This window comes from Streptomyces sp. NPDC002577 (assembly GCF_053594815.1).
The window spans coordinates 1-14,599 of the sequence record NZ_JBSFWK010000084.1 but is presented as its reverse complement, the minus strand read 5'-3'; the positions used below and the strand labels follow the sequence as shown (position 1 = coordinate 14,599).

Below are 14,599 nucleotides of genomic sequence, written 5' to 3'. Positions count from 1 at the left end.
GTGCGAGCCCGACCTGCTGATCGCCGACGAGCCGACCACCGCGCTGGACGTGACGATCCAACGCCAGATCCTGGACCTGCTGCGCCGGGTGCAGCAGGAGCGGGGTATGTCATTGATGCTGATCAGCCACGATCTGGCCGTCGTCGCCGGGCGCACGGACCGGGTCGCGGTGCTCTACGCCGGCCGGCTGGCCGAGGCCGGGTCCACCCGCCAGGTCTTCGACGCACCCCAACACCGGTACACGCAGGCGCTGCTGGAGGCCACCCCGACGATCGACCACAAGCGGCACACCCCGCTGCGGCTGATCCCGGGCACGCTGCCGGACCCCACGGCTCCGCCGGAGGGATGCCGGTTCGCGGCGCGCTGCGCGTACGCCGACGACGACTGCTGCGACCCCGGCCCGCGGATGACGCCGGTCGGCCCGGACCACTTCGTGGCCTGCACCCACCCGGCGACCGAAGAATCAACTCTCCCTGCCGGAGGTGGTCCCCGTGGCTGGTAGCGGCAGCGCGCACCTGCGCGGTGACAATGCGCTGCTCAGCGTGCAGGACCTGGTCGTCGAGTACCCCGGCAAGGCGGGGACCGTTCAGGCGGTCTCCCAGGTCAGCTTCGACGTCCTGCCCGGGGAGACCCTCGGGATCGTCGGCGAATCAGGGTGCGGCAAGTCCACGACCGGGCGGGCGGTCCTGCGCCTTGAGCGCGTGACCGCCGGGCGGATCTCCTTCGCCGGCGAGTGGATCGAGCAAGCCGGCGAGCGACGCATGCGCACGCTTAGGCGTGACATGCAGATGATCTTCCAGGACCCTGTGGCGTCACTGAACCCGCGCCGCCCGGTGAAGGACATCGTCGTCGAGGGCCTGGCCGTCGCCGGAGCCCCGGCGGACGAGCGGGCCGCCGCCTCGACTGCGGCCCTGGCCCAAGTGGGGCTGTCCGGCGAGCAGTTCGCCGAAAAGCTGCCCCGGCAGCTCTCCGGAGGCCAGGCCCAGCGCGTCGCGATCGCCCGCGCGCTTGCCGTCAGTCCCCGTCTGCTGATCTGCGACGAACCGGTATCCGCTCTTGACGTCTCGGTCCAGGCACAGATCCTCAACCTGATCGAGGATCTCAAGGCGCAGTACGACCTGACCGTCGTGTTCATCGCCCACGACCTCGGGGTCGTGCGTAGTGTCAGCGACACCGTCATGGTCATGTACCTGGGCAAGGTCTGCGAGTTCGGCGACTCGGTCCAGATCTACGACGTCCCCGCCCACCCCTACACCCGGGCCCTGCTCGACTCGGTTCCGCTGACCGACCCCGACAAGGGCTTCGCCGGCCCCGCCCTCGAAGGCGACGTGCCCTCACCCCTGTCGCCCCCCGAAGGCTGCCGGTTCCGAACCCGCTGTCCCGTGGCCCAGGACCGCTGCGCCGCCGAAGAACCACAGATCCGCGAGGTCCGCCCCGGGCAGTACGCGGCATGCCACTTCCCGCTCGGCTGAGAATGGCACTCCTGCGCTGACCGCGCTTGCTCTGAGTGCTCACCGCCGCCGACCAGGACAGATCTGTGCGGCCGATCCCGTTGATCCGCAGGCCGCCCGGGCCGGGCGCCGGGCTGCCCGGCCCGGGCGGCACCCTCGGTACCTTTGCCGGAGCTGAAGCTGCTCTCCGACGACGTGGTGCTCTGGTTCGGTGAGCTGTTCGCTGTGGTTTTGGCCGATACGCCTGCCGCCGCGGCCGACGGCACGGAGCTGGTGGCTGCACTCCCCGAGGGGGCTGAACATCGGCGTGAACGCCCAGGCATCCAGCCCGCGGGCGCCCCCCGGCCCACCGTGCGCACCCTCAACTGCCCTTACATCGACACCCTGGCCATCGTGAAGCTCTTCGCCGACCGGGGTGATGACCCAATGACCAGCCGTCCTTGCCCCTGCTGCCGGGATGCCCGCGCGGGCGTCCTCGGAGCCTGTCCGCTTCACTCCACCCAGCCTGCATTCTTCGCCCGGCTGCGGGAATTGTGCACCCGGCACAGTACAGGCGCGGTTCAGCGCTCATACTCCGAGGGCCGCGAATCCGTCGGTCGCCGCGACGGCCGTGCCGAGACGATGAAGCAGGATTTCGATCAAGGATGGGTCGACCCGAAGAGTGATCGACCACATGAAGAAACCGTAGACCATGCCCCTGCGGATCTCCCGGCGGGCGGTGTCCAGGCCGGGTGCGTCGATCCCGTGAGCCCGCAGCTCGTCGAGGTAGTGCGCGAGCAGGTCGTCCCCGTGCTGCTCGCGGTCGTCGACGGCGAGCGTGGACGCGATGTGGTAGCCGACGTCGAGCGCCCAGTCGCCTGCCTGCGTGCACTGCCAGTCGACGAGCGACGGTCGGCCGGCACCGTCGATGATGAGGTTGCCGATGTGGGGATCGCCGTGGATGACGGTCCGCGCCGGGCCGGCGGCGCGGGCGGCGAGCACGTGGAACGCTGCGATCAGCCGGGCCGGATCGGCGACCTCGGCCGGTACCCGCGCGCCGAGTGGGCTTTCGAAGTTGTCGCGGATGTCCTGCTCACTGCGGTAGTCGAGGTAGCGCGGCAGCTGCGGCTGCAGCCAGGGCAACTCGATGTACTCGGGCCTCTCCCAGGCGAAGGCGTGCAGCCGGGCGAGTTCGGCCAGGCTCTGGGCAGCCTGGCCGGGCGTGTACGGGCAGGTGGCGTCGATGAAGCGGTGGCCGGCGTCGATCACATCCTCAGTGATCAGGATGGGGCGCCCAGTCTGCGCGTCGACCTCCGCATAGACCGGGGCGAGCGTCCGTACTCCCGTCGCCGCGGCAAGGTCCCGGTAGAAGGCGGCCTCGGTCGCGCCGAGGGTGGCCAGGGGCAGGGCCTCCTCGGAGAAGTAGCCCTTGGCGCAGAGTGCTGTGGGGAGCCCGCCGGGGCGGTCGCCGGCGCACTCGATGGTGAAGCGGACGTTCGTCGTCACGCGGCTCGTCACCGGACCGGCTTCGACTCTTGCCACCTCGGTGCCAGGGAACCGCTTGGCCAGTGAGCCGGTGAGCCACTCGGGGCTGAGTAGTTCCTCGACGTTCAGGGGTACGGGGCGCCACCGCATGAGCTCTCCTTCGTATCCTCGGTCGGGTGGAGCGGACTTGAGGCCCGCGGGGACGTGCAGGGCGTTCACTCGTCGCCCTCCTGGGCAGCTTGCTCGAACAGGTGCAGGCGGGATCTGACGCGGCGTTCGAGGAACTCGCCGAGGACGTGGCCGAATACGGCGTTGTCGTCTCCGGCGACCATATGGTGGGCCCCCTTGACGTCGGAGAACTCCGCGTGGGGGACGAGTTCGAGGAATCGCTTGGCGTCGGTCATGGTGAGCACATCGGACTCGCCGCCGCGCACCAGGAGCGTCGGCACGCGCAGGGACATCGCCGCCGCGCCGAGTCGTGCGGGGTCGATCAGCGTGTCGCGCTGGACGGCCTGGTCGGAGGGGATGCCAAGGAAGGCTGGATCCCAGTGCCAGAAGAATCGGCCGTTCGCTTCGCGGAGGTTCTTGCGCAGCCCCTCGACGCTCCGAGGCCGTGGCCGGTGCGGGAGGTATGCCGCCACCGCGTCGGCGGCCTCCTCCAGGGAGGCAAATCCGTCCGACCCGCTCCTCATGAACCGGCTGATACGACCGGTTCCCTTGGGCTGGAGAAATGGTGACACATCCACGAGGACCAGGGCGAGGGCGAGCTCCGGCTGGTGTCCGAGCGCCGCCAGTGAGCAGTTGCCACCGAGGGAGGCGCCGACGAGGACGGGGGCCTGGCCAAGGAACTCGGCGACCCGGGAAACGTCGCCGGCGAACTTGTCCAGCCCGTATCGCCCATCCGGTGACCACCCGCTTTCGCCGTGGCCGCGTAGGTCCACGGCGAGTGAATACCATCCCGAGTCGGCGAGGTCACGTGCGGTCGAGCGCCAGGAGTGGCGGGTCTGGCCGCCTCCGTGCAACAGGACGACCGGCGGATCGCTCTGGCTGCCGTACGCATCGGCGACCAGCGTGACCCTGTCCTCGCTCTGGATTTTCAGCGTCGTCGTTTCTGACCTTCTCATTGATCGTCTCCTTGTGCCTTCGACGCGGTGCTTCGGCGGATCCGAAACCTCGCCTCGGGCATGACCTCACTGGAGGGCCCTGGGGGCGGGTGCCGCTGACGCACCTGGCTGTGAGGCCAGGCAGACCGCGGACACGAGCGGCGGCCCGTTGGACGCGGGTACACCGGGTTCTCGCCGGAGCCCTTCGTGGACGGCAGCGACACCCCCGTCAACCCGGTCGCCATCACATGACATGCGCCGGCCCGACGCAGGGGACCTGCTCGGCCCGCTGTCCTGTCAGGCCGGATGCGGCGCACCGCGCAGCTCGTTTCCGCCGTCGACCGCGATGCTCTGCCCGGTGATCCAAGCGGCCGACGGCCCGGCCAGGAAGGCCACCGTACGGACGATGTCCTCGGGCTGTCCGATCCTGCCCAGGGGAATCAGCGGTGTGAACCCGTCGACATATCCGGGCCGGCTGAGCGCGGCCTGGAGCCCGTCCGTGGCCGTCAGACCAGGCCGCACGGCGTTCACGCGGATACCCCGAGGCCCCAACTCGTCGGCTGCCACCCGGACGAAATGATCAAGTGCGGCCTTGCCGGCGCAGTAGGCGGACAGCCGCGGGAAGCTCAGCTGCGCCGCGGTCGATGAGATGAACACGAAGCTGCCGCCCGGGGCCATCCTCGGAGCCGCAAGGCGGACCGCGAGCACCGCCGTGCCGACGTTGACGAGCAGGTCGTTCATGAAGTCGGCAAGGTCGAGTTCGAGGACGCTGACGTACGAGCCACCGCCGACGGTTCCGATCACCACGTCGATGGCCCCGGCGTGGGCTGTAGCGGCATCGAGTGCCGCCTCGACGTCGGAGGCCTTCGTCGCGTCTCCCGTGTAGAGCTCGATCGACGCATCGGGAACGGCGTCAAGGATCCGCTCACGCGAGCGTTCCAGGGACGCCGAGGTGCGACCCATCAGCGTCACCGCGGCGCCGCCACGAGCCAGCTCCAGTGCGCACCCACGCCCAAAACCGCCTGCCCCGCCGGTAACCAGAGCTGACTTGCCGGCGAACTCGTTCCGCACGTCGCCTCCCGATCTCTTCGAAAGATGTCCGCACGTCCGCGCACCCAGCTACGGCGCCGACCGGACCGCGCGATTCTCCGTCCACAACACGTTCACCCTCCGGTAGACGAAGCGCCATCCATCGCCGCAGCGTCGGTACCGGTCGGCATACCTGATGTGGAGCACCCAGTCGTTGATCCGATCGGGCGTCACGCTGAGGTGATGAGCTTCGCAGTACACATCGGCGACGACCTCTCCCGGCTCACTGGGAGCACATAGCTGGTTGGCCACGAAGTGCATCGTCCGCTCGTACGTGCGCAGCCGGTCGATGACCGAAGCGAACGCCTCTGGTGTGGAGATGACGACGTCGTCATCGCGGCCGGGCCAGTTGACGCGGAGCACGGCATCGCGCGTCCACAACCGCCCGAACATCTCGTGGTCCCCGCGGTCGGCCGCGGCCGCGTAGGAGTCGACCAGTTCCCGCACCGCGAGCCGTTCCTCGATGGCGATCCCGCTCATCGGGCCTTCCCCCAAGTTTTGCCCAGGCGTTCGAGGAATGGGCTGACGTCCTCGGGTTGCTGGGCGAAAGTGGCGAGTACGACGCTGACCTCGGTCACGCCGTACTCCGCGAGCTCGGCGGCCTGTTCCAACGTCGCCTCCACCGACGAGGCGCCGGAAGCGTCCTTCCTGGTACGCAGCGGCACACGCACTCGGAGCGTCGCAGGGTCGCGACCGGCGCCTGCGAAATGCTCGCGCAGCAACGCGATGCCCTTGCGAACGCCGTCGCCCGACTCACCCATGATCGGGATCCAGCCGTTGCCGAGCGTGCGGATCCGGCGCAGGTTCCGCTTGGTCAGCGGACCCGCGAACAGGATGCCGGGACCTCCGTCCTGCACCGGCTGCGGGTCGCACCGGACCTGGGAGAAGGTCACCGTCTCCGATGCGAAGTCGGCAGGCCCGCCCGCCCACAGTGCCCGGCAGGCACCGATCGTGTCATCGAGACGCTGCGCCCGCGTGCCGAAGTGGTACCCCGACGCGTCGTATTCTTCGCGCTGCCATCCGGTGCCCACTCCTAGCTCAAGCCGCCCGCGGGACAGGACGTCGAGAGTGGCTGCCGTCTTGGCCAGCAGGGCGGGCGGGCGCAACCCGGCAATCAGGATGCCGGTGGCCAGCCGCAGCCGGCTGGTGACCGCCGCGACGGACGTGAGAACGGTCAGCGGCTCATACCAAGGCGCGCCCTCGGCAAAGGCGAACGTACCCCACGGATAGCGGTCGAGCCGGTTCCCCATCACGACGTGGTCCGCAGCCACGACCGTATCCACGCCTACGTCCTCCGCGTGCCTTATGGCGTCAAGCATGCAGTCGAGCCGACTGCCATAGACCTGACCCGCGACGGGCAGGGTGAGCGCCAGCCGAGCCGAGCTGTTCACCGTCATAAAAATAATATATACATTAACCTGTCGAAGGTCACCGGTCCTGTAGGCGGCCAAATGTCCCGCAGCTACGCTGACCTGGCTGTTCAGCAACTATGTGAACTCGTCAGGCGACGCTGTAATACTGGTGGATGGACCGCTGAGGCCTTGTGGCGCTGGATCCAGTGCGCGGGTGCGGATGACGCCGGAGTCGTCGGCAGGAGTGCCGGCCGCTCGGCCCGTGGCTGCACTCGGCACGGCTGCACCGCGGGCTTCCTGCTGAGGAGCCACCGCAGGTGCGCGTCGAGATGGCGTTCCCAGCCTTCCGGGTCCGGATGGACGTAGGTGACGATGAAGTGAGGCATGAACAGCTCCTGGGGGTGCGTGGCAATCGGTATGTGGGCAGAGCCGGTAGGCGGGCGGGCGGTGCCCGCGGGCAGGTCCGCGGTGCGCACCTCGGGGTTGTCGGTCGACTCATGCGCCCTCACCTCGGTTCCGTATCCGAAAACATCGGGGCAATCGTGGGTGCCGCCCGTAGGCGTCCCCTTGGCCTGATCCGGCCCGCGCCGGCCCGCGCCGGATCAGGCTGCCTCGGCGGGCAGCTGGTCCTCCTGGGGGCCCCGGGAGGAGCAGGGCGTGAAGCCGCTGAACGGCCTCGTGCATACGGGGAGTTCACGGTGTCCATCGGCACGCCGGTGATCTCGGCGATCTCGCTGTGGCTGAAATTCTCGGCCGCGGCCAGTCAGAGGGTGAGCCGCGCCTCGGGCCGCAGCTCGGACATCGCCCGGCGCAGCGCGGCAGCGGCCGGCTCCTCGGTGGCCGGTGCGCGGTGCCGTCCCTGGCGGTCGTTCAGCGCGATGGCGTTCGGCTCCTCGGTGCTCGGCACGCGATGCCTCCCGCTGCCGTCCAGCGAGATGTCGGTGAAGACGGGGTACAGCCAGGCACGGATGTCGGGCGTGCCGACTCCGTCGACAGTGCCGGTGTAGTCATGGAAACGTCGGAAGGCGCGGGCGAAGGTGTCCTGGACCAGTTCCTCGGCGGCGCCGCGGTCTCCGGTCATCCGCAGGGCCGCGCTGAAGAGGCGGTCGAGGTGCGGGAGGGCGTCCCGCTCGAAGCGGACGGCGTCGTCGGAGGCGGAGACGGGCGCGGAGGCGGACGAGGGGACGGCGGTGGTGGCAGCGGCGGCGGTGGCGGCAGGCTCGATCGAGCTGGTCAGCGTGGGCATGCATCAAGCATGCGAACACCGCCTCCGCGGAACAATGACGATCGGTTCATGGGGAGTTGAGCCCGGCTGAAGAGTAGGAGCCGGTCCGCACGGAGGGCGTTCCCGGTGCGCGCCCCGGTCGGTCCTACGAGGACGAAGACGGGAACCGGTCCATGGTGCGCAGCGATCGCCTCAGTGCCGCGAGGACGCGTCCCCCGCCACCCAGGCCGCCATGGACTTCGGGCCGCCGCTCTGCGCCACCACAGCCCGCGCCACCTCCACGAACGCCCGCACTCGCGCGTTCTCCTCGCCCGTGCGCCACACCAGACCCCAGTCCTCCGGGGGGACCCGCAGCGGCCGGTACACCACGTCCGGCCGCGGGTAGAACCGCTGTGCGCCCTGCACCACCGGGCTCACGCCCTGGCCCGCGCCCACCAGCGTGACCAGGATCTGGAAGGTCCGGGCCATCCGCAGCTTGCGGATCGGGCGGCCGGACGGCGTCTGCGGCGGCACCCGTTCGTCCCACAGATCGCCCGCCGTCGTGCCCGCCAGCACGGGCACGTCCCCGAGGTCCTCCAGCTCCACCTCGGACCGGTCGGCCAGCCGGTGCCCCGCCGGCACCGCCAGGAACAGGGGTGTACGGAACAGCACCGGACCCTGCGTCAGGTCCGGCTCCCGCACCGGGAAACGCGTCGCCAGCAGGTCCAGGTGTCCCGACCGCAGCGGCGCCAGATGGTCGTGGATCTCCGCCTCGTCGGCGAGTTCCAACTCGCACTCCGGGTGCCGGCGCTGGAATTCCTTCATCACCCGTACCAGCGCCTCGGCCGCCCCCGCGCCCAGGTAACCGAGCCGTAGCGACCCGCTGATGCCGCGCCCGGCCGCCACCGTCCGGGCCCAGGCGTCCTCGATGATCCGGTGCCCCCGGGCCACCTCGTCCCGCAGGTCGCGCCCGGCGCCGGTCAGTTCCACCCGACGGCTGGTGCGTTCGAAGAGCGCGATCCCGGCGCGCCGTTCCAGCCCCTGGATGATCTGGGACATCCGGCCGGGCGACAGCCCCAGCCGCTCGGCCGTCCGCCCGAAGTGCAACTCCTCGGCCAGCGTCAAAAACGCCTCTATCTCCCCACGCTCCACGCCCACACCCCTTAGTCACGCTGAACGCTGCTTTAGCCGAACGGCATTGTTCCAGCCACGTGCCGTCCTGGTGCCGCCCTGCGGCTGAAGGTCGGATGGATCACACCGGAAGATCGTCGGATCGTCTGACTGGGATGGTGCGGCTGTGCCTCGCGGTGCGCTCCCGGTCAGCGCAGGACGACCAGAGGCTGGTCGCGCCGGGTGTGCAGCCGCCACAGCTCGTCGGCCACGGCGTCGGGTTCGTGGCGGGCACCGGGGCCGACGGGCCCGACGACGGTGAGCTGTGCGGAGTGCACGCCGTCGTCGGCGAGGGCCTCGTGGAGCATGCGGACGTAGGCGGACTCGGCGGCGTAGGCGATGGCGGACACGGCGCGGTCGCGGTGGGGTTCGACGGCAGCCCCGCCGGTGGTGAACAGCAGGGTGCCGTGGCCGAGGCGGCGCATGTCCGGCGCGACCTCGCCCACCGCCGCCGTCGCGGCGACGACGCTGAGGGCCAGCGCGTCGGCCACGTCCGTCGGCTCGGTGTCCAGGACCGGTTTGATCCATTCCAGGCTCGGCCGTGGGCTGAACAGCACCACCTCGATGGGGCCGAGTCGGCTGCGCACCGTGGTGAGCGCGGCGGCGAGTTCCTTCGTGTCGGTCACGTCGGCGGTCGCGGTGGCCACGAGCGGTCGTCCGGCGGCCGTGGGGCCTGCGGCGGTGAGGTCGGTGGCGAGGTCGGTGGCGATCCGCTCCAGGCGCCGGGCGTCACGGGCGATCAGCCCGACCGGATGCCCTTCGCGGCCGAAGCGGCGCGCCGCCGCGGCGCCCAGTCCGGGCCCGGCACCGATCACTACGAACGCCCCAGCGGGCGCATAGGTGCTCCCGCTGTTGCTCTCGTTCCGAATCATGAGGTCTTCTGCTCCAGGTCGGTGCTCTTGGTCAGTGACTCGTTGGCGTCGATCTCGCTCCGCAGCCGCTCCAGGCGGGCGCGGGCGCCGGCGAGGGCGTCCGAGCCGAGCAGGAGTCGCAGCGGAGGTGTCTCGGCGTCCACGGTGGTGGCGATCGCGGCGGCGGCGCGGACGGGGTCGCCGGGCTGGTGGCCGGAGACGGTCAGGGTGGAGGCCCGGCGCTTGCCCGCGGTCTGTTCGTAGTCCTCAAGGCGGGTGGGGGACTGCTGCATCGAGGTTCCCGCCCACTGGGTGCGCAGGCCGCCGGGCTCGACGATGGTGACCGTGATGCCGAGCGGGGCGACTTCCGCGGCCAGTGACTCGGACAGTCCTTCGAGGGCGAACTTGGTGGCGTGGTAGTAGCCGGTCGCGGCGAAGGCGGCGAGGCCGCCGAAGGAGGAGACGTTCACGATCCGTCCCGACCGCCGGGCCCGCATGCCGGGCAGCACCGCCTTCAGGACGGTGACCACGCCGTGCACGTTGGTGTCGTACAGGTCACGTACTGCCGCGTCCTCACCCTCCTCGATGGCGGCGAGGTAGCCGTAACCGGCGTTGTTGACCAGGACGTCGATGCGCCCGAACTCCTTCTCGGTCGCCTCGACGGCCGCGGTCACCGAGGCCGGGTCGGTGACGTCCAGCCGCAGCGCGAGGGCGCGGTCGCCGTAGGCGGCGGCGAGGTCGGCGACGCTCGCCGCATCGCGGGCGGTGACGGCGACCCGGTCGCCGCGCCTGAGGGCGTGCTCGGCCAGGGCGCGCCCCAGGCCGCTGGAACTTCCGGTGATCAGCCACACCGGCGTCCCCTCGGGAGTGTCGGTGGCGGGGGCGAACTCGTGGGCCGGTGCGGTGGCTTGATTGGTCATGCATCCAGTGCAACAAGGGGCGGGCATCGGTGCCACACCCCTTCGAGGGTGGCCCTGGGAGGGTCAGTTTCGGCGCCGTCGCATCTGGGCGGCACGCGGCGGGACGGCGCCGCCCGACGCCGCCTGGCGCCGTCCGGCACCGCCGGACGCCGCACGGCTTTTCGTGGCGGGTAAAGTCGGCTGGATGGCTCGTGACGACCATCAGGACGACAACCCGATCGGCTCCTTCCTGCGCAGCCGACGGGAACGGATCGACGCGGCTTCGGCCGGTGTCGTCGACAACACGCGGCGGCGGGTCAAGGGCCTGCGCCGCGAGGAGCTGGCGTTGCTCGCCGGTGTCAGCCCTTCCTACTACACCCGCATCGAGCAGGGTCGCGACCGGCATCCCTCCCGCGAGATCCTTCAGGCCCTGGCCCGCGTGCTGCGCCTGGACGACACCGAGCGCACCTATCTCTGGTCCCTGGTCGCGCCGTCCCTCCCTCCTGCGGACGGCGGCGCCACCATCCCGGTCGACACCGTGCGGCCGGGGGTGCTGGTGCTGCTGGAGCGCTGGGCCGACCTCCCCGCCTTCGTCGTGGGTCCGCGCCGCGACGTCCTGGCCGCCACCGCCCTCGCGGCCCGCGTCAATCCGGCGTGGAGCCCGGGGCGCAACCTGGTCGAGTTCGCCTTCCTCGACCCGCGCGCCCGGCAGGTGTACCCGGACTGGGAGGAGATCGGCCTTCAGGCCGTCGCGGGTCTGCGGACCACCGCGGCGGCCCGGCCCGCCCAACTCGACGCGTTCGTGGCGGACCTGCGCGAGCGCAGCGAGACGTTCCGTACTTTGTGGGACTCCCACGACGTCTACGAACGTGTGACGGGCGAGAAGCGCCTCGCGGTCGACGGTGTGGGGGTCCTCTCCCTCGACTTCGAGACCTTCGCGCTCGCCGGCCCCGAAGGGCACGTGCTGTACGTGTACTTCCCGCGCCCCGGCAGCAAGGACGACACGGTCCTGCGGGCCCTCGCGGAGGCGGAATCCGCGCGGGCGGAGGTCGCAGACCAGCCGTAGGTCCCGGACCGGCCGTAGGCCCCGGACCGGCTCCCGGAGGCGCCGACCGTTCACATTTCGCGAAAGGCTCCTGTCAGGCCGGGACTTGAAGCGCGTGATCGTCAGGTGCCGGTGCCGGTGCCGGTGCCGGTGTCGAGTTGGATGTGCTCGATGCCTTCGTCCAGGAAGGCGGTCAGGTCCAGGGCCTCGGTATGGACGGCTTCTTGCTCCAGGGCGGTCAGGAGCCGGAGGGGACTGATGTGGAGTCGGTGGTCGCGCACGGTCCAGGTGGCGGTGACGCGGCCGTCGACAAGGACCGTGAGGTGGCCCGCGACGGACAGGCCGAGGTGAGGGGTGTCGATGATGCGGCTGCGGTCGTGGTAGCCGAGGATGGCGTTGGTGAAGGCCGGTAGGAACCGGACGGGGGCCGGGGTGTCGGGGTGGGGGCGGGGCGCGTCGGGCAGATCGAGCAGTTCACGGCCGCGTTCGTCGCGGAAGACGACGAGTTCTTCCCGGAGGGCTTTGACCGCGGCGGGAAGACCGGCGAGGCCGCACCAGGCACGCAGATCCGAGCTGGCGGCGGGCCCGTAGGCGGCGAGGTAACGGCGTAGCAACTACTGCCCGACGGGATCGTGGTCATCAGCGGGCAGGGGGACGATGTCCCGTTCCAGCCAGACGGTGGATCATGCCCACGCAGTCGTCGTGCTCCGGGTTGCCCATCTTGCCGAACATCATGGTGCCCGGGCAGTAGGCGCTGACTTCGATGCCGGTCCGTTCCAGCTTCCGCATCCGCACGGTGACTGGTTTCCTTCCACTGCTGTACGCGTGTTCGGTGCCCGCGCCGTCTGGGCCCCGCCCGGGTGCCCGCGCCGGTCCGGGCCGCAAGAGTGGCTGTGCCTGCCCGGACGGTGCGGGCATGTCAGATGTCGGGCCGGCCGGTTCAGCCGTTGTACGGGGCGGTGACGTCCAGGACCCAGGTGACGCCGAAACGGTCGGTGAGCATGCCGTACAGCGGAGCCCACTGCGCGGGCTCCAGCGGACGCACGACGGCCGAGCCCTCGGCGAGCTTGCCCCACAGGGCGCTGATCTCCTCGGCATCGTCACCGCGTACGGAGACGAAGAACGGGTTCTCGCCACGGCTCCAGGGCAGATGCGAGGGCACGTCATAGGCCATGACGTGGAAGCCGTTGTCGCCTGCCACCTCACCCCACATCACCCAGTCCGCCTCGCTCTCGTTCTGCACGGCGCCCGCGTCCTTGTAGGTGACCGCGACGGTACGTCCGCCGAAGACGGACCGGTAGAAGTCCAGCGCCTCCCGCGCAGTGCCCCGGAAGTTCAGGTGAGTGGTGGTCGTGACGGACATGACCTGCTCCTTGCTTCGATGTGGCGAATACGGCCGCCGACTGCCCAAGGCCGAGCGGCGGCTGCCGTGACCAGGAGCGATGCCTCCTGAACGGCTGGTATTGCCACTATGGCGGAGGTAGAGGACAGGTTGTGTCCTGTACCACGGTGAGAATGGGTCTCATGCATAAGACGTCCTCGCGGCTGCTCGCACTGCTCTCGCTGCTTCAAACGCACCGTGACTGGTCCGGCGAGGATCTCGCCGAGCGTCTCGACATCACCTCGCGCACCGTGCGCCGTGACATCGACCGCCTGCGCGAACTCGGCTACCGGATCACGGCCTTCAAAGGACCGGCCGGCGGCTACCGCCTGGAGGCCGGCACTCACCTGCCCCCCATGCTGTTCGACGACGACCAGGCCGTCGCCCTGGCCCTCGCGCTGCAGACCGCGGCCCCCGGCACCACCGTCGCCGAAGACGCCACCCGCGCCCTGGCCACTCTCCGCCAGGTCATGCCACCCCGCCTTCGCCACCGCATCGGCCAGCTGAGTGTCACCGCCGTCCAACCGCCTGCGGCCCGCGACGCCCCTCGGGCCGACGCTCAGGTTCTGGTGGATCTGAGCCGCGCCATCCACGCCCGCGAGGAACTGCGCCTCGACTACACCCCGGCCCCCAGCACCTCGGCCGAAAACCGCCGCCGAGTACAACCCCACCACCTGGTCACCTGGCGTCATCACTGGTACCTCGTGGCCTGGGACTGCGACCGCGAGGACTGGCGCACCTTCCGCGTCGATCGCATCCACCCCCGCACACCCACCGGCCCCCGCTTCACCCCTCGCGAGCTCCCCGGCGGCAACGTATCCGCCTACATCACCAGCCGATTCCGCGGCAACGACGGCTCTGCCACCGACTGGCCCTGCCTGGGCGAAGTCGTCCTCCACCTCCCGGCCGCCGACGTCGCCCCCTTCGCCCAGGACGGAATCGTCGAAGAACTCGGCCCCCACCACTGCCGGCTTGCCCTCGGCTCCTGGTCATGGACCGGACTCGCCGCAGCCGTCGGCCGCTTCGAAACCGATATCGAAGTCATCGGCCCACCCCAACTGGCCACCGCATTCGCGGGCCTCGCCGCCCGCTACGCCCGCGCCGCACGCACCACAGGACCAGAGACCGGCCCGACGCCGTGAGAACGAAACCGAACGACGGCTCTGTCCACCGCCACCGAGGCGGCCGACCTCGCCGCGCTCGCCGCCGACGCGGACCGGGAGGCCGTCGCCGCCGACCGACGCCGCCAACGGCGCCTGGTGCGGCGGGCGCTGCGCCGCTACAGCTGGTACAGCATGCGGCGTGGACACGTCCGCAACCTGCAGCGACTCGGCGTCCCCCGGCACGTCATCGAAACCCAGTGCCGGTATGTGCCCGGCCGGTGTGCCCGCCAACCGGCGAACAGCATCGACTACTTGGAGATCTCCATGTCTTCCTCGGCCGACGACCGGACCCCGTCCCTCGCCCCGGTCCTGGCCTGGGAGTGACCGCGTGGGTGGACCGATCGCCGCGGCCGCGCTCGTCGCGGTCACGCTCGTGGGCAACCTGCTGGGCGCGGTCATCGCATGGTTCGGGCAGCATCAGGCCGCC

16 protein-coding genes and 1 pseudogene are annotated in these 14,599 nt (G+C 70.5%); 5 read left to right on the top strand and 12 right to left on the bottom strand.

Annotated elements, in window-relative coordinates:
- On the top strand, window positions 1-502 hold a 502-nt coding region (locus ACWD4J_RS43630), incomplete at its 5' end, for an oligopeptide/dipeptide ABC transporter ATP-binding protein (RefSeq protein ID WP_451401117.1).
- Window positions 492-1,472 carry an ABC transporter ATP-binding protein gene (locus tag ACWD4J_RS43625; protein ID WP_451401116.1) on the top strand — a complete coding sequence of 327 codons (981 nt, stop codon included), beginning with the start codon at window positions 492-494 and terminating at the stop codon, window positions 1,470-1,472. The genes ACWD4J_RS43630 and ACWD4J_RS43625, both read left to right, overlap by 11 nt.
- 546 nt (window positions 1,473-2,018) lie before the next feature.
- Here the strand turns inward: ACWD4J_RS43625 and ACWD4J_RS43620 are convergent.
- The 9 genes from ACWD4J_RS43620 to ACWD4J_RS43580 all read right to left on the bottom strand — a co-directional run bounded on the left by ACWD4J_RS43620 (window position 2,019) and on the right by ACWD4J_RS43580 (window position 10,604).
- Complete coding sequence (locus ACWD4J_RS43620) at window positions 2,019-3,065, bottom strand: phosphotransferase (RefSeq protein ID WP_451401115.1); 1,047 nt, start codon at window positions 3,063-3,065, stop codon at window positions 2,019-2,021.
- Between the two features lie 65 nt (window positions 3,066-3,130).
- Entirely contained in the window at window positions 3,131-4,039 is a 909-nt protein-coding gene (locus ACWD4J_RS43615) for an alpha/beta fold hydrolase (RefSeq protein WP_451401114.1), read from the bottom strand.
- A 276-nt stretch (window positions 4,040-4,315) separates the two neighbouring features.
- Window positions 4,316-5,089, bottom strand: coding sequence for an SDR family NAD(P)-dependent oxidoreductase (locus ACWD4J_RS43610; RefSeq protein ID WP_451401113.1), 774 nt, complete (start codon window positions 5,087-5,089; stop codon window positions 4,316-4,318).
- A gap of 48 nt (window positions 5,090-5,137) precedes the next feature.
- Complete coding sequence (locus ACWD4J_RS43605) at window positions 5,138-5,587, bottom strand: nuclear transport factor 2 family protein (protein WP_451401112.1); 450 nt, start codon at window positions 5,585-5,587, stop codon at window positions 5,138-5,140.
- On the bottom strand, window positions 5,584-6,594 hold the full coding sequence (locus ACWD4J_RS43600) for a TIGR03619 family F420-dependent LLM class oxidoreductase (protein WP_451401111.1): 1,011 nt from the start codon (window positions 6,592-6,594) through the stop codon (window positions 5,584-5,586). Before ACWD4J_RS43600 ends, ACWD4J_RS43605 begins: the two co-directional genes overlap by 4 nt.
- 628 nt (window positions 6,595-7,222) lie before the next feature.
- Window positions 7,223-7,705: an RNA polymerase sigma factor gene (locus ACWD4J_RS43595; protein ID WP_451401110.1), complete on the bottom strand. Its 483-nt coding sequence runs from the start codon at window positions 7,703-7,705 to the stop codon at window positions 7,223-7,225.
- A 171-nt stretch (window positions 7,706-7,876) separates the two neighbouring features.
- A complete protein-coding gene (locus ACWD4J_RS43590) occupies window positions 7,877-8,815 on the bottom strand; it encodes a LysR family transcriptional regulator (protein WP_451401109.1) in 939 nt (312 codons plus the stop codon).
- A gap of 167 nt (window positions 8,816-8,982) precedes the next feature.
- Entirely contained in the window at window positions 8,983-9,705 is a 723-nt protein-coding gene (locus tag ACWD4J_RS43585) for an SDR family NAD(P)-dependent oxidoreductase (RefSeq protein ID WP_451401108.1), read from the bottom strand.
- Window positions 9,702-10,604 (bottom strand): oxidoreductase, encoded by a 903-nt coding sequence (locus ACWD4J_RS43580; RefSeq protein ID WP_451401107.1) that lies wholly within the window; start codon window positions 10,602-10,604, stop codon window positions 9,702-9,704. The genes ACWD4J_RS43585 and ACWD4J_RS43580 overlap by 4 nt, the downstream gene beginning before the upstream one ends.
- Before the next feature lie 184 nt (window positions 10,605-10,788).
- Between ACWD4J_RS43580 and ACWD4J_RS43575 the strand changes: the two genes are divergently transcribed.
- Window positions 10,789-11,649 (top strand): helix-turn-helix domain-containing protein, encoded by an 861-nt coding sequence (locus ACWD4J_RS43575; protein WP_451401106.1) that lies wholly within the window; start codon window positions 10,789-10,791, stop codon window positions 11,647-11,649.
- 101 nt (window positions 11,650-11,750) lie between these two features.
- On the opposite strand, the pseudogene ACWD4J_RS43570 reads toward ACWD4J_RS43575, so the two are convergent.
- From ACWD4J_RS43570 to ACWD4J_RS43560, 3 genes and pseudogenes are all read right to left on the bottom strand, one after another.
- Window positions 11,751-12,302: pseudogene (locus ACWD4J_RS43570) on the bottom strand (DNA glycosylase AlkZ-like family protein); the annotation flags it as partial.
- A complete protein-coding gene (locus tag ACWD4J_RS43565) occupies window positions 12,268-12,423 on the bottom strand; it encodes a hypothetical protein (protein WP_451401105.1) in 156 nt (51 codons plus the stop codon). The pseudogene ACWD4J_RS43570 and the gene ACWD4J_RS43565, both read right to left, overlap by 35 nt.
- A gap of 145 nt (window positions 12,424-12,568) precedes the next feature.
- Window positions 12,569-12,991: a VOC family protein gene (locus tag ACWD4J_RS43560; RefSeq protein WP_451401104.1), complete on the bottom strand. Its 423-nt coding sequence runs from the start codon at window positions 12,989-12,991 to the stop codon at window positions 12,569-12,571.
- Window positions 12,992-13,152: 161 nt separating this feature from the next.
- Between ACWD4J_RS43560 and ACWD4J_RS43555 the strand changes: the two genes are divergently transcribed.
- Complete coding sequence (locus tag ACWD4J_RS43555) at window positions 13,153-14,151, top strand: helix-turn-helix transcriptional regulator (RefSeq protein ID WP_451401103.1); 999 nt, start codon at window positions 13,153-13,155, stop codon at window positions 14,149-14,151.
- Between the two features lie 153 nt (window positions 14,152-14,304).
- On the top strand, window positions 14,305-14,496 hold the full coding sequence (locus tag ACWD4J_RS43550) for a hypothetical protein (RefSeq protein ID WP_451401102.1): 192 nt from the start codon (window positions 14,305-14,307) through the stop codon (window positions 14,494-14,496).
- Window positions 14,497-14,599: the final 103 nt, after the last annotated feature.